The following is a 19,205-nucleotide window of genomic DNA, read 5'->3' as shown; positions in this document are numbered from 1 at the left end:
GTGTATAACCTAATTGTAATAAACAACGTCAAATTAGATAGGCTTTTATTAAGTGAATCCCACAAATATTTTACAGAACGGGCAAAAGCTAACACTAACACAGTTTGTTGCAAGGCAACCTATTTTTGATGCGCAGCAGAATGTGTTTGCTTATGAGCTGCTTTATCGTGATTCAGCCCAGAATGCATTTCCTGTGGGAACATCTGATGAGCAAGCAACCAGCCGTTTGTTTTTTAATACGCTGATGATGCTAGGGCCAGACAAACTTACAGCGCATCATTTAGCGTTTATTAACCTTTCTTCAGCCACTATTTTAGAAAATTTTCCTAAATTGTTAGTACCACAAAGTTGTGTGTTAGAAATCGTTGAGCGTACGAACAAAATAGCTGAGGTAACTCAGCGCGTGAAAGCGCTTAAGCAAGAGGGATACAAGTTTGCCCTAGATGATTACGATGGCGACGATAAATGGGCGCCATTACTTGCGCATGTAGATTATATTAAAATTGAAATGGACGATGTAATAATTAAAACCAATATGCGCATAAAAAAAATTAAACGCGCTAATCCGCATGCAAAAATTATTGTTGAGCGCATAGAAACCCATGCCCAATTTCACTCGTTAAAACAAGCGGGTTGCGATTTATTTCAGGGTTACTTTTTTGCCCGCCCAGAGATGATCACTTACAAAGATGTGGAGCCGGGTAAGGTGATTGTGTTTGATTTACTGCGTTTTACGGCAAAAGAATCTTTATGCTTTGATGAAATACAAAAACAAGTAGCCAGAGATGTGGCAATTACAGCACGTGTATTGAAATTAGCGAACGCACGCTCGGGCAGTACTAAATTAACCATTACCTCTATTTCGCAAGCGGTTGTGTATTTAGGAGAGGACAGCATAAGGCAACTGGTACGCGTGCTGGCGCTGAGCGAATTAGGCGCCGATAAGCCCTCAGAACTCACAAAACTTGCCTTAACCAGAGCGCAGTTTATTGCGCTATTGCTAGGGCAAAACCACGCAGAACTGGTTGGTCAGGGCTACTTGGTTGGGTTGTTTTCTGTGATGGATGCAATTTTAGATACAAACCTTGAAGCGATTGTTAAAGAGTTTTCGCTAGATGAAAGTATTGCTCAGGCATTATTAAACAATGAGGGCATTTTAGGGCAAAGCCTTGCGCTTATTAGGGCGTTTGAAATAGATGAAATGGATAAAATAGCGGTGTTAATGCCAGCAATAAACAGTGATTTGCACATAGGCCATATTTTTAATTATGTTCTTGATGCACTGTTGTATAGTGACGAAATTATTGAGGCTATTGCAGAATAAATATGCGTAATTGGTTATCTATTTTAAGTATTGTGGTTGCATTAGGGCTGTTATTTCCTGGTGTTACCAAACCTGTATTATCGATTGAGGGCAACATTGATAAATCGCAACTCGCCAAAGCAGGCATAGAAATGCTGGCTGAGGAAGGCGATGGCCGTACCCGCAGTATGTTAATGATGTTCTCTAGCATGTTAGGACTTGATAAATTAGAGGGTGAAATAAACGCGTATAGCAAAACACAAAGCATTTGGGGAACCGTAAACGAGCTAGCTAATAATAATAATTTATTTGTAGCGGCGTTAGTTGGGTTGTTCTCTATTGTGATCCCAAGCTTAAAATTACTGCTGCAATTACTGTATTGCTGCTTGTCGGCCAGCGGATTTAAAAATAAGTTAGCTGTGGTTATTTGCGCACTGAGCAAGTGGAGCATGGTGGATGTGTTTGTTATTGCGTTAATAGTGACTTATTTGGCAGGCAATGCACATGGCCAAAGTAGCGATTTACTAATTATGCATAGCACTTTTGGTGAGGGATTTTGGTATTTTAGTGCTTATTGTATTTTTGCTATTTTAGCGAGTAGCTTAATTACACCACCTAAAAAAGAAAATTAATTATTTGAGTTAGCTCAATAACTCAAATATTATTACTGGGTAATTTACTTAATAGGCTTTGTTTTGCAGCGTTTTTACTCAAATTTACTCGTTGTCGTGATGCTACTCACGTTTGTGGGGCAAGCCGTTGCGTCTGTAAATCAGCAGTGCGAAATGCCACATATGAGCCTATCAGCAAAGCATGCCACGCATGTAATGAGCGAGAGTAAATTGCATACAGGTATGATGGAAATGGATTGCTGCAGTGATGAAGCAGATGTTCAAAATGATTGTCATTGCCCAATAAATGGCTGTGGAAGCAGCTCTATTTTAACGTCCCCGGCCTTATTTACTGCTTTTTCGTTATCGAGTGAAAAAGTTACCCAGCTTAATAGCGGTATTTCCTCCCCACCTAGTAATACTTTATATCGCCCTCCTATGTTTGCTTAAACGCAGGATAGGTGTGATACCAATCGACTTGATTATTTAGTCATTTAGCGTGCCAAATAAAGCGTTAACAGCGTTATAAATATCTTATGTAGAACAACTACATGCCAATATTTATGCCTTGTTATCACTCTATTTAACTGTCGCTATAAATAACGACTAATTTAACACCATTGGTATGAGTGAAATTTAGCTATATTCGCTCAAAGCGCCTGTTCTGCTTGTTAATTTAAGATTTTATTTTTAATTTTAGATGGAGCAGGCAATGACCCGCACTGTAATTTTTAAAGCTGTATTACTGAGCGCCACCTTATTTGGTGCTGTATTTAATAGTGATGCCATAGCAAAAGCATCAACCCTTAATTTAACGGATGCCATAAACCTGGCGCTCAATAACGAGCCGTGGCTGAGCGCCAGTGAGCAAAAGCAAGCCGCCGCCACAGCGCAAAGTATTGCTGCAGGTACTCTACCAGACCCCGTATTAAGCATAGGTTTGCAAAGTGTACCCGTAGATGGCTTTGCGTTTGATCAAGAAAACATGACGCAGTTAAAAGTGGGTATAAGCCAAAGCTTTAGCCGTGGTAATAGCCTAGCACTTAGCCAACAAGCAATAAAAGAAGAAGCACTTGAGCAGCCGTGGCTTAGGGCCCAGCGAAAAGCGCAAGTAAAAGCTAGGGTAATGGAGCTGTGGTTAAATGCCTACAGAGCGCAGCAAAGTATTGCGTTAATTGAACAAGATAAAGCATTGTTTAGCCAGTTAATTGAAGTTACCGAAGCCAGTTACTCCAGTAGTTTAGGTAAAACCCGTCAGCAAGATATTATTCGCTCACAATTGGAGCTCACACGCCTTGAAGATAAACTGATTGTATTAGCGCAGCAGCTAGATGCCGCTAAACAAGGGTTAGCCCAGTGGTTACCACAGAGCATATTAAGCCAACCATTAAGCCTAACTTTTACAGCGCCAGCCCCGCTTACCCAATTTAATAGCTTAGACTTTGATGAGCTCATTAAGTTACTTATGGCGCATCCCTCTATAGTGGCTATAGATCAACGTATAGCCGCTAAACGCACACAAGTGAGCCTTGCTAAACAAAGTTATAAGCCACAACTTGGCGTAAATATGGGTTATGGCTACCGCGCTGATAACCAAGCTGGTGAATCGCGTGCTGATTTGCTTTCGGTGGGGGTGAGTATTGACTTACCTTTATTCACCGACAACAGGCAAGATCAGCAAGTTAATGCGGCTATTGCTAATGCAGAGGCCATTAAAACCGACAAACGCGTGGCGCTACAAAACCTAAAAGGACAGTACTTTAAAGAGGTTAGTCAGCTTGAGCGAATTGAGCAGCGCAATACGCTTTATCAAAACACGTTATTACCGCAAATGTCGCAACAAGCTCAGGCTACTTTAAACGCGTATACCCGTGACGATGGCGACTTTTCTGATGTTATGCGCGCGCGTATTAGTGAGCTAAACGCCAAAATAGATGCCCTTAATATTCAAATAGACAAACACATAATTATTGCTCGCTTAAATTATTACGCAGCCAGTTTAGACTCGCTAGTAATGGCTGAGTTACAAGGATAAAACAATGAAAACTAACTTAAAATACCTTGTAGCGCTGCTTATTGGTGCCGCGTTAATGTTTATTGCTAATCGCTGGTTGATTGATGACACTGAGCACTTAGCCACAACCGCGGATAATAAAAAAACGAAGCCGCTGTATTGGGTTGCGCCAATGGACAGTAACTATAGGCGCGATGAACCAGGGCTATCACCAATGGGGATGGAGCTGGTGCCTGTATATGCAAACGCTGAAAACGACAGCCCAGGTACTATAAAAATATCACCTGAAGTGGTTAACAACTTAGGCGTTAAAACCAGTAAAGTGCAAGTTAAAACACTGCAAAGTGATATTCAAACAATCGGTTATGTGCAATACAATCAAGATCAGTTAACCCATATTCATCCTCGCGTAGAAGGGTGGATAGAAACTTTATTTGTAAAAGCGCAAGGAGAGCCCGTTAGTGCCGGTGAGCCTCTTTACACACTTTACTCTCCTCAACTTGTGAACGCACAAGAAGAATTTTTACTCGCAGTAAATAAAAATAATAGCGTATTGATCCGAGCTGCTAAGGCGCGTTTAGAGTCGCTAAATGTGTCTGATGGCTTTATTAAGCGCTTAGAAAAAAATAAAAAAGTGATGCAAAACATTACATTTTACGCGCGCCAAAGTGGAGTGCTTGATGAGCTTAATATACGTGAAGGTTTTTATGTTAAGCCCGGCACCTCAATGATGAGCATCGCTAAATTAGATCAAGTATGGGTAGAGGCAGAAGTATTTGAGCGCCAAGCAGCTTTAGTGAGCAAAGGGCTCCCCGTTACAATGACCCTTGATTACATTCAAGGTAAGCAGTGGCAGGGCGTAGTAGATTACATTTATCCAGCGCTGAATGCTCAAAATCGCACTTTACGTGTAAGGCTGCGTTTTGAAAATACCGCAGGGCTACTTAAGCCTAATATGTTTGCCCAAGTAAGTATTCACACTCACAGTGATTCACCGCAATTAGTTATACCTAAGCAAGCGCTCATTCGTACAGGTGCACAAAACCGAGTAGTACTTGCTCTAGGCGATGGACGTTTTAAATCGGTGGCGGTAAAAGTAGGGCAAATTAGCCAACATGAGGTGGCTATTCTATCGGGCATTACCAAAGAAGACCATGTTGTGACTGCTGCGCAGTTTTTAATAGACTCTGAATCGAGTAAAGACTCGGACTTTAAGCGTATGAGCGCGCCAAGCACTCACGCCATGAGCGACATGCCTAACATGGAAATGGACAAGGCTGAAGCGGTTCAAACAGCCACAGTAATGGGAACCATAAATAATATAAACGCAGCGCAGCGGGTTATTAATATTAGCAGAGAGGCTATCGCTAAATGGAACAGAGGCCCTGCTGCTATGGACTTTATACTTGCTAAAGAGCTTGATATTAGTGCGCTTTCCCCTGAACAGCAGGTTCATTTTACGTTTAGCATTATTGAGGGCGAATTTGTAATAAGCAAAATTGCTGAGCACCCTACTGACAAAGGTGCAGCTCATCATTCAATGCATGGGGAGTCATTATGATAGCTGCTGTTATTCGCTGGTCGGTCGTTAATCGTGTTCTCGTATTGTTACTGAGTATTATTGTATTTGGCGCGGGTATTTACAGTGTTAAACAGACACCCGTTGATGCGCTTCCGGATTTATCGGACGTACAGGTAATTGTTAAAACCAGCTACCCAGGCCAAGCACCCCAAGTAGTGCAAGACCAAGTTACCTTCCCGCTCACCACGGCAATGCTGTCTGTGCCTGGCGCTAAAACAGTGCGTGGTTTTTCGTTTTTTGGCGACTCGTATGTGTATATTATTTTTGATGAAAATACCGATATTTACTGGGCCCGAAGCCGCGTACAAGAGTATTTAAGTCAGGTAGAAAGCCGCTTGCCGGCAAGTGCAAAGGCACAACTTGGGCCCGATGCCACAGGAGTGGGTTGGGTTTATTTATATGCGTTAGTCGATAAAACAAATCAGCTCAATATTAGCCAGCTTCGTAGCTTGCAAGACTGGTTTTTAAAATTTGAACTGCAAAGCGTTGAAGGTGTATCTGAGGTAGCCGCTGTAGGTGGCATGATAAAGCAGTACCAAGTGGTTGTAGACCCCGTTAAGTTGCGTGCTTATGGCCTTCCTCTTAGTTTGATACAAACTGCAATTAGCCAAGGTAATCAAGAAACTGGCGCCTCAGTAATCGAAATGGCTGAAGCCGAATACATGGTAACCAGCACAGGTTATATTAAAAGTGTCGCCGACTTAGAAGCCATTCCATTAGGAATTAACGCCCAAGGAAGTGCATTACAATTACGAGATGTAGCAAATGTACGCTTAGGTCCTCAAATGCGAAGAGGCATTGCAGAGCTAAATGGCGAAGGCGAGGTTGCGGGTGGCATTGTGGTGATGCGTTATGGCGAAAACGCCCAAGAAACGATTTCTCGGGTAAAAGCAAAACTTGAGTCTTTAAAACAAGGGTTACCCGAAGGGGTTGAAATAATTCCGGTTTATGACCGCTCCACGTTAATAAAAAGCGCGGTCGATAACCTAAGTAGTAAATTGTTTGAAGAGCTCATTATTGTAGCCTTAGTGTGCGTGGTATTTTTATTTCATGTGCGCTCATCGCTGGTGGCTATTATTACCTTGCCTATGGGTATATTAATGGCTTTTATTGTGATGTATTGGCAAGGTGTAAACGCTAATATTATGTCGTTAGGCGGGATTGCTATTGCTATTGGCGCTATGACAGATGGTGCTATCGTAATGATCGAAAACATGCATAAACACATGGAAAAAACGCCACTGACCAAGCAAAACCGTTGGCAAATAGTGACTAAATCGGCCACCGAGGTAGGCCCTGCGTTATTTTTTAGTTTGCTCATTATTACTGTAAGTTTTATGCCTGTATTTATTTTAGAGGCGCAAGAAGGGCGCATGTTTGCCCCGCTTGCTTATACAAAAACGTATGCGATGGCAGCCTCTGCCGGCTTAGCTATAACCTTAGTGCCGGTGTTAATGGGCTACTTTATTCGGGGTAAGGTCATTTCTGAGCACAAAAATCCTGTTAATAGAGCTTTGGTTGCAGGGTATAAACCGCTGTTAGCCATCGTACTTAAATTTCCAAAAAGTACGCTATTTATTGCATTTATAGTGACGGTTATAGGCTTTTATCCGGTAAACAAAATAGGCAGTGAGTTTATTCCTTTGCTAGATGAAGGCGACTTAATGTATATGCCAACAACTTACCCTGGGCTCTCTATTGGCGAAGCACGAAAAATTTTACAGCAAACAGATAAGCTCATAGCCTCTGTGCCTGAAGTAAAAACTGTATTTGGTAAAATAGGGCGCGCCGATACCGCAACCGACCCCGCACCGCTGACAATGATTGAAACCTTTATTCAGTTTAAGCCCAAATCACAGTGGCGAGAGGGCATGACGAAGCAAAAAATTAAAGCCGAGCTGGAAAGCTTAGTTGCATTACCGGGCCTTACAAATGCGTGGGTTATGCCAATAAAAACGCGAATTGATATGCTTGCCACCGGTATTAAAACTCCCGTAGGTATTAAAATTGCGGGCCCAAGCTTGTTAGAAATTCAAAATATTGGGCAGCAAATTGAGCAATTGTTAAAAGATGTGCCTGGCACAGCCTCAGTGTATTCAGAGCGTGTAGCCACAGGGCGTTATATTAAAGTGGATATAAACCGCGAAAAAGCAGCACGGTATAATCTAAATATAGCCGACATACAACAGGTTGTAGCTACTGCAATTGGCGGCTCAAACGTGACTGAAACAATTGAAGGGCAACAGCGTTACCCGGTAAATTTACGCTACCCGCAGAGCTTTCGTGCTTCGCCTGAAGATTTAAAATTATTACCTATTATTACACCGTCAGGCCAACATATTGCACTTGGTGATGTTGCTAAAGTATTTATTGAAGATGGCCCTACCGGCATTAAAAGCGAAAATGCGCGTTTAAATGGGTGGAGCTTAATTGATATTAAAGGCAGTGATATTGGCAGCTATGTAGCACAAGCTCAGCAAGTGCTTGGCGATAACCTACAATTACCCGCTGGTTATTCAATTACTTGGGCAGGGCAGTACGAATACATGCAACGCGCAAAAGCAAAGCTTACTTATGTAATCCCGCTTACACTCGCGATTATTGTAATACTGCTATACCTTAATTTTAAATGCCTAAGCGAAGTACTTATTATTATTGCCACCCTTCCTTTGGCTATGGTGGGCGGCATTTGGCTAATGTACTTTGAAGCGTTTAACTTTTCAGTGGCAGTGGGTGTAGGGTTTATTGCATTGGCCGGTGTTGCCGTAGAAATAGGCGTCATAATGCTTGTATATTTAAACCAAGCTTATACAGAGCAGCGCCAGCAGTGCGAGCAAACTGGAACTGCATTTAACTTACAAGCGCTACAACACGCTATTATGCAAGGTTCAGGGCTAAGAGTGCGCCCCGTAATGATGACGGTGGCTACCATTATTGCTGGCTTATTACCCGTTTTATACGGCACCGGCACCGGTAGCGAAGTGATGAGCAGAATAGCTGCGCCGATGGTAGGTGGGATGCTAAGCGCAATTATACTTACGTTATTGGTTATACCAGCGGTGTATTTACTGTGGAAAAAGCAGCATATTAGTCAATAGGTGTTGTGCTTTGTGAGTTAAAACTTGCTGAATGTAGGGGCGGTTAAATCGCGGTGTACGGTTTGTACCCTCGTGAGTATGATAGCTGCCCCTGTTTCAGCAGGCTCTAATAGCACACTGTGGGCAATACCTGTTTTATTGCCCTATAAAAATTACCCGTATTTTGTAACTTGTACCAAATAACCCGCCTAGCTGCTGTTTTTTTATTTTTAATACATTGTTTTTAATTGAGTTTATGTTGGCACGGTTTACGCAACCTATACCTTATACAGTCAACTTAGTAAGGAATGCACATGCAAGTTAAAACAATTAAAGAAGTGTACGATTGGACCGTTTTATTTCACACACAAATGGCGGCAAATTTTTACAGCGTTAAGGAGTTACTTGATGAACGTAACGCGATGCTAGTGGACTATTATTTAGATTATGAAAAAAAGTTAGCTGAAGACTTAGTTGGCTTTAAAGCAATTACAGAGATCAACACTTTAGATACTTACAGCTACGAATACTTTGCAGACAACCCCGAGTTAATTACATTTAACGATATTAGCAAAGACCAAGAATTTGATGAAAAGGTGATTCAAAACTACCTCTCTGAGCAGCACAAAAAAGTAATCGAACTTTACGAGTACTTATTAGAGCGCGCTGAGACAGAAAACGGTAAAGAAAAGCTCGAGCAAATTTTAGAGCTTGAAAAGCAAGGCGTTAAGCAAATGATGCAAAGCTCAAACCGCCATATGGATATGTAAACCTGATAAAATAACCTGGTTTTATCTTTATAGGTAAAGCTTCAAACGCCCTTGGCTTTACCCAAGGGCGCTTTATTATGTGTGCTTTACATGGGTGTAAATAAAGTAGCAAGCTCACTTTAAAAAGCGCGTGTCGCAATTACATTACTTTAGAACAAACAATGTCACAGGCTTTAATAGCCTTATAAAATTAAACGCACTCAAACTGAATCCCTGCTTTTTTAAGATAGAGCTGCTCTTGCTCTAGGTCTGCTTGTAGCAATGTATGCTCTTGCAAATAGCTGTTACTAAACTTAATAAATAAGCCTAGGTTGCTTGCGCTTATTTCCATATCCGGCTTTAAGCTCACTTGGCGCTTTTGATTAAATAAAATGGCCAAGCGTAAAATAACAATCAGTTTAAGCACGTGCTTTTGAGAAATAGTTAAAAACTCAGGCAGCTCAGTCAGTTTAATTTTTTTACGATAAAAGCGTATAAGTGAGCTTAAAATAAGTTGCTCTTGCTGCGTAAAACCGGGTAATTGACTATTCGCCACTATATAAGCGCTGTGTTTGTTAATCCCCGATGAGTTAATTGATAAACCAATTTCGTGTAATTTTGCTGCCCAAGTTAACAAAGCAATATCGTCGTTATTATCTAAATGCCATACATTTTTTAACTGTTTATAGAGCCAAATAGCCGTATCAGCAACACGCGCTGCATGCGCTTTATCAGCGGTGTAGCGCTCACTTAAATTATTAATGGTGTTTGAGCGAATATCTTTATCGGCCAGCTTTTGCTGCATTTCGTGCAGCAACCCTTCGCGCAACGAAAAATCGCTGTAGGTCAGCTCTTTAATGGCAAACTCTGTAAATATCGCAATTAAAATTGCTAAACCACCACATATACTTTGTTGGCGCTCGGGTGTAAGCCCTGCAATAGCTAAGTTATCAATATGTTTAGCACTAATAAACTGTTGTTTTAACGAGAGTAAATCGTCGTAAGTAATGTTAGGTTGCTGCGGATTTGTGGCGCTTATCATCGCTAAAATTGACTTTATAGTGCCCGACGTGCCAATTACTGTTTGCCAATTTTCGCTTACATAATTAGAAAAAATGGCTTCAAGCTCTTGCTCGGCTCTTATTTGCGCTTTGTTAAAGCGTTTGGCCGTTATTTTTCCATCGCTAAAAAACTGCTTTGTAAAGCTAACACAGCCCATATTACGGCTAGATAAAAGCTTATGCTTAAAATGTTTACCTATTATAAGCTCGGTACTGCCACCGCCAATATCGATCACTAAACGGTTTTCTTCATTATGAACATAATGCGCAACGCCCTGATAAATAAGGCGCGCTTCTTCTTGACCTGCAATTACATCAATATGAAAAGGAAACACAGCGCTAGCTTGGGCTAAAAAGGCGTTAATATTTTTAGCGCGCCTAAAAGTGTAAGTGGCAGCTACCTTTACATTACTTGCGGGGAACTCATGTAAGGTTTTAGCAAATTGCTTTAGTACCACGAGGGCGCGGTCTATTGCAGCTTGGCTTAAGCGAAATTTATCATCTAGCCCATCGGCTAAATAAACGCGTTGTTTTTCTTTGTGCAAAATTTGCAAAGTGCCGTTTACTTCTCGGGCAACCACTAAATGAAAGCTGTTGGAGCCTAAATCAACTGCGGCTATTGAAGGATGATCATTCATTATAATAAGTGTGTTCCCATTTTTTTAGATAATCGTAAATTGCTATCTGCGAGCGAATTTTTTTACGGTTACCCCTTCTTACATAAGCGTTTTTTTGCTCGCTATCAATAATGCGTGCTTTGGTGCGGTCTTTAAATTGTAGCTCTAATATATCAACTATAAGGCGTTTTAACTTAACATCCAAAATAGGAACGCCTACTTCAACACGATGATCTAGGTTACGTGTCATCCAATCAGCTGAAGATATAAATACTTTTTCATCGCCATTGTTACCAAATACCATTACGCGAGGATGCTCTAAAAAGCGATCAACAATACTAATTACCTTAATATTATCGCTAAGTTTAGGCACGCCAGGGATGAGCGAGCACATGCCACGTACAATAATTCTAATTTTAACGCCGATTTGACCAGCTAGGTAAAGCCTGTCTACCAGCTCTTTATCGACGAGGTTATTTATTTTTACCGTTATTTTGCCTGGTTTGTTGTTTTTAACATGGTCAATTTCGTTATTGATTAAATTAAGCAGCGTTTCACGGGCATTAATTGGTGCAAGCATTAAGTAGTCAAATTTGAACGGTTTATAACTGCTTTCTATAAATCTAAATACGCTGTCGCTTTCTTCACAAATACCAGTGTGGCGAGTAAATAGGCTAAAATCAGTGTAAATTTTGGCTGTTTTTTCATGGAAATTGCCTGTGCCAATATGAGCATATTTTACTATTTGGCCTTTTTCTTTACGGTGCACCACACATAATTTGCTGTGCACTTTTAGTGCGGGTATACCAAAAATTACTTTAATACCTGCACTGCTTAGCACCTTTGCCCATTCAATATTATTTTGCTCGTCAAAACGTGCTTTTAGCTCAACCATAACGGTTACTAATTTACCGTTTTGAGCGGCATTAATTAACGATGAAATCAGCCTAGATTTGCTCGCTACACGATAAATATTAACCTTTATTTGCGTAACCTTAGGGTCGAAGGCCGCTTGGCGCACATATTCAAGCACATGATTAAAAGTATGATAGGGGTAATACAGTAAAATATCTTGCTCGCTAATAGCGTCAAATACACTGGCATGTTTATTAAACGCACTACTTTGCAATGCTGGGAGGGGTTTGTTTTCTAAATATTGGCGCCCTACATTAGGAAACGATATAAAGTCTCTAAAATTACGATAACGCCCCCCAGGAATTAACGCATCATGATGCGTGACACCGAGGCGCTTTTTCATCACTTTTAGCATGTTTTCAGGCATGGCTTGATCGTAAACCAATCTTACTGGCTCAGCATAAATACGTTGTTTTAACCCTTTAGACATTTTATCAAGTAAGCCAGCCTCTAGCTCGTCGTCTAGGTTGTACTCTGCATCGCGAGTTAATTTTATCGCATAACCGGCAATGCTTTTATAAGAAAAAAAGCTACTAAATACATCGTTTAAAAAGTAAGTGATGACATCATCAAGCATTACAATGGTTTTATGACGGCGGGTTTTTTCTGGAGGCAGGATTATAAAGCGATCAACCCTGTCGGTGGGTACCTCAAGCATTGCGTAATAACTTTTTTCATCACTCATTTCTACAAATAAGTAGGTCATGGTGTCGTTTATATAGGTAGAGAAGTCTTTGTTCTCGTTTAGCAAAATAGGAGAGGTATGTTGCAGAACGTGATCATGAAAGTAATTTTTTAACCAGTTTAAATGAAACTCACTGAGCTCATCGGGGCGACTAACATGAATGTTATGATGGTTTAAGTCGGTTAATACCTGCTGATGTATGTGGTTAAATTTTTTACCTAACTGCAGTACTTTTTTTTGTATCTCACTAAGCAGTATTTCGTCTTCTTCAAAATTAGCATCGGGGAGTTTATTTAATAAAATTCGGCGCTTTACATCAGCAACGCGCACTCTAAAAAATTCATCTAAATTATTAGAGAAAATGCCCAAAAAACGCATGCGCTCAATAATCGGGTTATTTTTATCTTTAGCCTCTTGTAGTACACGCTCGTTGAATGACAGCCAGCTTAATTCTTTTGCAAAATATTCAGTTGTTTGAGGGGGCTTTATATGGGCATTCATATCTATTCCGTTATCAGGATATGTTTCAAATTTAATTTGGGGCTGTGTGTGCGCTTATGAGGTTTACAATGTAAAAAGCGATAAAAGTAGTAATAATCAGCCCTTTTTACTCAAACATACGCCAGTTAGATGACATAAAAATGACTACCATGTCATTTTTATGTCAACGGCGTTTGGGCTATGCCTCTTCAATATCTACAATTAAATCACTGGTAATCGATTCAAGTGCATCAATAACTTCTTCTTTATTCATACCGCTGGGTAAGGTGACTGTAGCTACGGCACTAAAAATAGGCACTCCCCAATTTGGCGCACTTTGTTGCCTTGAGTTTAAGTGAGTAATGCTAGCGCCTTTGTGGCGTATTACACTTGCCAGCTCCTGCACAATGCCCGGGCGGTCATTGCCAGTAATGACAAAATTTATTTGCTCTTTGCTACTTGGCTCTACTTCTGTGTTGCCAGTTTCAATCCGTACGTCGAGTTTAGGTAAGGCATTTAATGCGTTTTGCAATGCTTCAAAGTGCTCTTGCGCTACTTCTACCTGAATAATACCGGCAAAGTGGCCTAGTAAGTGGCTTAAATTACTGCTCAGCCAGTTACCCTTATTTTGCAAGATAACCGATGAAATACTTTCTACTAATCCGGGCCGGTCTTGCCCTAAAATGGTGATCACCAACTGCTTCATAAATAGCTCTCTCTAAGCCTGAAAATGTAAATGGATAGGCATTAAGTGTTTATAACGTTTCTATCATTGTAGTGGGTAATATAAACCCATAAAAAACTAATTGTTTATTATTACTTATTTGTATCTTTATTGTTGAGTTTTTTAACTTTAGCGCTGCGGTCTTATTTCGTTATACATAGATTTAGTATTGTCTGCGTTAAATTGTTTGTCCAATAAAAGCAAAAATTAGTTCCCATAAGAGTATAAACTCACCCTGTATTTATAAACCATAATGTTTAGTTTCTAAATGCTTTGAGCGCTATGCACCTCGTTTAGCTATAAAAGTGTTAACAACTAATGCGCCATAAAAGCATAAATTTAGTCATCTCCAGCAGGGCAGTAAAACGCGTTATTAAATAGCTAAATAGGCACTAATGTAGGGCATTTATATTAAATATTTCACCTTTTTGTATCGATTTATGTTGTGGCATATCAGTGAGTAACAATTAAGCAAGCGCTGTCATTAGAAAAAAGGACTGATTTTAAAGCATTTAGGCGGGTATTTATTACATCTGTAACATTACTGTCATCTTGATGAAATATAATTTGTACAACGACAGAATTAAAGGGTGTTTTGATGACTTCCAATCCGAATAAGCCGACTTTAAATACGGATCGAAGCCGTCTATTTAAAGACCGGTTTGCAAAGTGGGGTATTTCCGCAGGCGGAGTAATGGTATTAATAGCATTGTTATTAATATTCTTTTACCTTCTTTATGTAGTACAACCAATTTTTGAATCAGCAAAAGTAGAAAAACGTAACAGTTTTAACGTTGCTAATGCTGAACAAATTGTGGGCTTAGGTGTTGAGGAGCAAACTGAGGTTGCTTTTTTACTCTCTCAGCAAGGAAAGGTAGATTTTTATAGTGTGCAAGATGGCAGCTTTGGTAAAAAGCTTAAAACATTAAGCGCCGAGCTACCTAGTGATGCATCAAGCTTTGCAAACAGTGCGCCGTTTCAGGGGCATTATGCGTTTGGTTTAGAAAATGGCTCAGTGGTGCTGGTAGCACCTAAGTTTTTAGTTACTTTTCCTAACAACGAAAGAAAGCTAACGCCACGTTTAGATTACCCACTTGGCAAAATGGCATTAGAAGTTGACGAGCAAGGTGCTGCCATTAAGCGTTTTGCATTTAGTCATTACGAAGATAAAACAGCCGTGGTTGCTTTAACCGAAGACAAACGCGTTTTATTTAGCAGCTTTGTTGCTGAAGAAAACATGTTTACCGGTGAAGTAGAATGGGTAGTTGAGCGCACTGAGCTTAATATTGAAGGCCGTGTTGATGAGCTTTTAATTTCGCCAGATACCACCCGCACATTTGTACGTTCGGCAAATCAAATTTATGTGTACGATACACGCTACCCAAGTGAAGTAGAGCAAATTCAGCTGCTTTCGGCTAACGAAGAAAGTGCTAACTTAGTGTCTTCGCAGCTACTTGCTGGTGCTAACTCACTCATGCTTGCAAACGATAACGGTGAAGTATCGCAGTGGTTTGAAGTAAATACAGACAGCGGCCGTGAGTATCAAAAAATTCGCTCGTTTGAAACAACTAAACAAAGCAAGCTGAACATTTTTACCGAGTTTTATCGTCGAACTTTCTTCACCACGAGCAGCAATGGTGAGCTAGGTGTGTATTACACCACAAGTGAGGCAAAACTTTGGCAAGGTAAAGTAAGTGATGGCGAGATTAAAAACTTTGCTATAGCTCCGCGTTCAAATGCCGCCCTTATTTTAGCCGATAACCAACTAACCGTATTAGAAATTCATAATGAGCACCCAGAGGTTACCTGGTCTGCACTTTGGCAAGAAGTGTGGTACGAAGGTTACCCTGAGCCTGGTTATATTTGGCAATCTACATCGGCAAGTGATGACTTTGAGTCTAAATTTTCTTTGGTTCCTATTTCGTTTGGTACGTTAAAAGCAGCGCTTTACGCCATGCTATTTGCAGTACCCATTGCGCTTTCTGCCGCTATTTACACCGCTTACTTTATGTCGAGCGAGCTGCGTAAAGTGGTAAAGCCAACGGTAGAAATTATGGAAGCCCTCCCGACTGTAATATTAGGCTTTTTAGCAGGCCTGTGGTTAGCGCCACTTATAGAAGAGCACCTACCTGCTATTGTCGGCTTACTGATTTTATTACCGTTAGGTGTATTAGCAACAGCACTAGGTTGGACTAAGTTACCAGCGAGTATTCGCCATAAAATCCCTGAAGGGTCGCACTCTATTTTACTTATTCCGGTTGTATTATTTATAGGCTGGGTATCGTTTGCAATGAGCGAAACAGTAGAGCTTTGGATGTTTGATGGAAATGTACGTCAGTACCTAACTAACGAGCTGGGTATGACGTTTGACCAACGTAATTCATTAGTTGTTGGTATTGCGATGGGCTTTGCCGTTATTCCTACTATATTCTCGATTGCAGAAGATGCCGTATTTAGTGTTCCTAAACACTTATCAAATGGCTCACTAGCACTTGGTGCTACGCAGTGGCAAACGCTAGTACGTGTTGTACTACTTACAGCAAGCCCAGGTATTTTCTCTGCCGTGATGATGGGACTTGGTCGTGCAGTAGGCGAAACCATGATTGTATTAATGGCAACAGGTAATACGCCAATTATGGATTGGAGTATTTTCCAAGGTATGCGTACGCTTGCAGCAAACATTGCGGTAGAAATGCCTGAATCAGAAGTAGGCAGCTCGCACTATAGAATATTATTCTTAGCAGCATTTGTACTATTCATATTCACCTTTATTTTCAACACAGTGGCTGAGTTTGTTCGTCAGCAACTGCGTGAAAAATACAGCTCAATGTAAGTGGAGAGACACGACATGGTAAAGCAGTGGTTTAAGTCTGGTTCTCCTTGGATTTGGATGACAGGTGGTGCGGTAAGTATCAGCTTAATTTCAGTTCTCGGTTTATTAGCAATGATAGCTTGGAAGGGATTAAGCTTTTTCTGGCCATCAGAGGTAGTTCAATTTGAGCTAGAAGGGTCTATTTCAAAACAAACCATAATTGGTGAAGTTTACGACCGAGAACTTGTGCCTACAGCGCGTTTAGCTGCAACAGGTATTGATGTATCAGATTTTAATAAAGACGAAGTTGAGCGTTTACTTATAAAAACAGGTAACCGCGAATATGTAGATTTAGATTTTCGTTGGATATTAGAAACCGATATTACTGAGCAAAGTACACCGGCTACGCTTGCTGTATTTGAGCGCAGTAAAAACGGTAACTTTTATGGCTACATAGAAGGTGTAATTAAAGATGGAAAGCCGGTTACTGGCGATAAAATCGAAACCTTACATGAGCTAGTAGAGCGTGCGGTTGATTTAAACGACGAAGCGCTTGATTTACAAAATGGCGACATCGGTCATATCAACTACGAATTAGAGCGTCTTCGCTTACAAGAAAAAGCGTACCTACTTGATGACGAACTAACCGATGAGCGTGTTGCTGAGCTTGCTCAAGCACGTGCCGAGTTACGTAACGAATACGCAGTACTTGAAAAAGAGTTATTTGCACTGCGTAAAAAAGCCAAGCGTGACCAAGTTTTAGTTAAGGACATGCGTGGTGAAGTAGTCACCATTCCACTGTATCAAGTGCTTGATGTTTGGTTGCCTAACGACATGGGCTTTTTCTCAAAGTTAGGTCATTACTTTGTACAACTGGGTAAGTTTGTATCAGACGACCCACGTGAAGCAAACACCGAAGGCGGCGTATTCCCTGCTATATTTGGTACAGTATTTATGGTTATGCTGATGGCCGTTATTGTGACCCCATTTGGTGTTGTAGCTGCAATTTACTTACATGAATACGCAGCTAAAAATGCAGTAACTAAGATGATTCGTATTGCGGTAATTAACCTTGCCGGTGTACCGTCTATTGTTTACGGTGTATTTGGCTTAGGCTTTTTTGTTTACATGTTAGGTGGTAGCCTTGACCAACTGTTTTACCCAGAAGCTGCGCCTACGCCAGTATTTGGGACGCCGGGTGTTATGTGGTCTGCGCTTACATTAGCTATTCTTACATTACCGGTTGTTATTGTATCAACCGAGGAAGGTTTATCGCGTATTCCAAGTACAGTGCGTGATGGTTCATTAGCGCTTGGTGCAACCAAAGTTGAAACCTTATGGCGTATTATTATTCCTATGGCAAGCCCAGCAATTATGACAGGTTTAATACTTGCTGTTGCTCGAGCGGCCGGTGAAGTTGCGCCGTTAATGCTCGTAGGTGTGGTAAAAATGGCCCCTACGTTACCACTTGATGGCAACTTCCCTTATTTTCACTTAGATAGAAAGTTCATGCACTTAGGCTTTCATATTTATGATGTGGGCTTTCAAAGCCCGAATGTTGAAGCGGCACGCCCGCTGGTATACGCAACGGCCTTCTTATTAGTGTCGGTGATTATTACCCTCAACATAACAGCGATAGGCATACGTAACCATTTACGTGAAAAATTCAGATCGCTTGAACACTAATTAGTAAAGAATTATAGGTAACAAACATGATTACAGTCGCTCCACAAGTAAACCAAGCTAACAAAAGCTTGAAGTTAGACTTAGAAAACTTAACTGATGACCAAAAAGCGTTAGAGATTAAGGACCTTGATCTTTACTATGGTGAAAAGCAAGCGCTTAGCAAAGTAAATATGAATATTCCGAAAGGCCAAGTTACAGCGTTTATCGGCCCGTCGGGTTGTGGTAAATCAACGCTATTGCGTTGTATTAACCGCATGAACGATTTAGTTGATGTGTGTCGTATTGAAGGTGAAATATTACTTCACGGCCAAAACATTTACGATAAAAGTGTAGATGTAGCCGCGCTACGTCGTAACGTGGGTATGGTGTTTCAGCGTCCTAACCCATTTCCTAAATCAATTTATGAAAATGTGGTTTATGGCCTACGCTTACAAGGTATTAAAGAAAAGCGTAAGCTAGATGAAGTGGTAGAACAATCACTTCGCGGTGCGGCTTTATGGGATGAAGTAAAAGACAGATTACACGATAGCGCATTTGGTCTATCGGGTGGTCAGCAACAGCGTTTAGTTATTGCCCGTTCAATTGCGATTGAACCTGAAGTACTATTACTTGATGAACCAACATCGGCACTTGACCCAATTTCTACTTTGGTTATTGAAGAGCTAATTAACGATTTAAAGAACAAATTTACCGTTGTTATTGTGACACATAACATGCAACAAGCAGCGCGTGTATCTGATCAAACGGCCTTTATGTACATGGGCGAGTTGATTGAATACTCAGACACAAATACCTTATTTACAACGCCAAGCAAAAAGAAAACGGAAGACTACATTACAGGCCGTTACGGCTAGTCGTATACGTTTTAGTGTTGTAAACGAATTTAAGA

13 protein-coding genes are annotated in these 19,205 nt (G+C 40.7%); 10 read left to right on the top strand and 3 right to left on the bottom strand.

Annotated elements, in window-relative coordinates; all coding sequences use genetic code 11:
- The first annotated feature begins 52 nt into the window (after positions 1 to 52).
- The 7 genes from MTF64_RS14125 to MTF64_RS14095 all read left to right on the top strand — a co-directional run bounded on the left by MTF64_RS14125 (position 53) and on the right by MTF64_RS14095 (position 9,357).
- A complete protein-coding gene (locus MTF64_RS14125) occupies positions 53 to 1,324 on the top strand; it encodes an EAL domain-containing protein (RefSeq protein WP_248451767.1) in 1,272 nt (423 codons plus the stop codon).
- 2 nt (positions 1,325 to 1,326) lie between these two features.
- Positions 1,327 to 1,935 (top strand): paraquat-inducible protein A, encoded by a 609-nt coding sequence (locus MTF64_RS14120; RefSeq protein ID WP_064386994.1) that lies wholly within the window; start codon positions 1,327 to 1,329, stop codon positions 1,933 to 1,935.
- 63 nt (positions 1,936 to 1,998) lie between these two features.
- Positions 1,999 to 2,364 carry a hypothetical protein gene (locus MTF64_RS14115; protein WP_024031447.1) on the top strand — a complete coding sequence of 122 codons (366 nt, stop codon included), beginning with the start codon at positions 1,999 to 2,001 and terminating at the stop codon, positions 2,362 to 2,364.
- 262 nt (positions 2,365 to 2,626) lie between these two features.
- Positions 2,627 to 3,949 (top strand): TolC family protein, encoded by a 1,323-nt coding sequence (locus MTF64_RS14110; protein WP_248451766.1) that lies wholly within the window; start codon positions 2,627 to 2,629, stop codon positions 3,947 to 3,949.
- Positions 3,950 to 3,953: 4 nt separating this feature from the next.
- Positions 3,954 to 5,489: an efflux RND transporter periplasmic adaptor subunit gene (locus tag MTF64_RS14105; RefSeq protein WP_248451765.1), complete on the top strand. Its 1,536-nt coding sequence runs from the start codon at positions 3,954 to 3,956 to the stop codon at positions 5,487 to 5,489.
- A complete protein-coding gene (locus tag MTF64_RS14100) occupies positions 5,486 to 8,608 on the top strand; it encodes an efflux RND transporter permease subunit (RefSeq protein WP_248451764.1) in 3,123 nt (1,040 codons plus the stop codon). Before MTF64_RS14105 ends, MTF64_RS14100 begins: the two co-directional genes overlap by 4 nt.
- Positions 8,609 to 8,901: 293 nt before the next feature.
- Entirely contained in the window at positions 8,902 to 9,357 is a 456-nt protein-coding gene (locus tag MTF64_RS14095) for a hypothetical protein (protein WP_004587628.1), read from the top strand.
- Between the two features lie 190 nt (positions 9,358 to 9,547).
- Here MTF64_RS14095 and ppx read toward each other — a convergent pair whose 3' ends face one another.
- From ppx to MTF64_RS14080, 3 genes are all read right to left on the bottom strand, one after another.
- Positions 9,548 to 11,035 carry an exopolyphosphatase gene (gene ppx / locus MTF64_RS14090; RefSeq protein WP_054983259.1) on the bottom strand — a complete coding sequence of 496 codons (1,488 nt, stop codon included), beginning with the start codon at positions 11,033 to 11,035 and terminating at the stop codon, positions 9,548 to 9,550.
- The gene (gene ppk1 / locus MTF64_RS14085; RefSeq protein WP_248451763.1) at positions 11,028 to 13,115 is read right to left on the bottom strand and encodes a polyphosphate kinase 1; all 2,088 of its coding nucleotides are present in this window, start codon (positions 13,113 to 13,115) and stop codon (positions 11,028 to 11,030) included. The genes ppx and ppk1 overlap by 8 nt, the downstream gene beginning before the upstream one ends.
- A gap of 178 nt (positions 13,116 to 13,293) precedes the next feature.
- Positions 13,294 to 13,800, bottom strand: coding sequence for an ACT domain-containing protein (locus tag MTF64_RS14080; RefSeq protein WP_024031441.1), 507 nt, complete (start codon positions 13,798 to 13,800; stop codon positions 13,294 to 13,296).
- 616 nt (positions 13,801 to 14,416) lie between these two features.
- On the opposite strand from MTF64_RS14080, the gene MTF64_RS14075 reads away from it, so the two are divergent.
- The 3 genes from MTF64_RS14075 to pstB are packed head-to-tail and all read left to right on the top strand — an operon-like array spanning position 14,417 to position 19,170.
- Positions 14,417 to 16,651, top strand: coding sequence for an ABC transporter permease subunit (locus MTF64_RS14075; RefSeq protein ID WP_248451762.1), 2,235 nt, complete (start codon positions 14,417 to 14,419; stop codon positions 16,649 to 16,651).
- A gap of 15 nt (positions 16,652 to 16,666) precedes the next feature.
- Positions 16,667 to 18,316, top strand: coding sequence for a phosphate ABC transporter permease PstA (gene pstA, locus MTF64_RS14070; protein ID WP_004587623.1), 1,650 nt, complete (start codon positions 16,667 to 16,669; stop codon positions 18,314 to 18,316).
- A 26-nt stretch (positions 18,317 to 18,342) separates the two neighbouring features.
- Positions 18,343 to 19,170 carry a phosphate ABC transporter ATP-binding protein PstB gene (gene pstB / locus MTF64_RS14065; RefSeq protein ID WP_004587622.1) on the top strand — a complete coding sequence of 276 codons (828 nt, stop codon included), beginning with the start codon at positions 18,343 to 18,345 and terminating at the stop codon, positions 19,168 to 19,170.
- Positions 19,171 to 19,205 lie beyond the last annotated feature (35 nt).

It is taken from the genome of Pseudoalteromonas sp. 2CM41L, assembly GCF_023161905.1.
Classification (GTDB): domain Bacteria; phylum Pseudomonadota; class Gammaproteobacteria; order Enterobacterales; family Alteromonadaceae; genus Pseudoalteromonas; species Pseudoalteromonas atlantica.
Note: the sequence above shows the minus strand (reverse complement) of the source record. Positions and strands in the feature narration are given on the sequence as shown.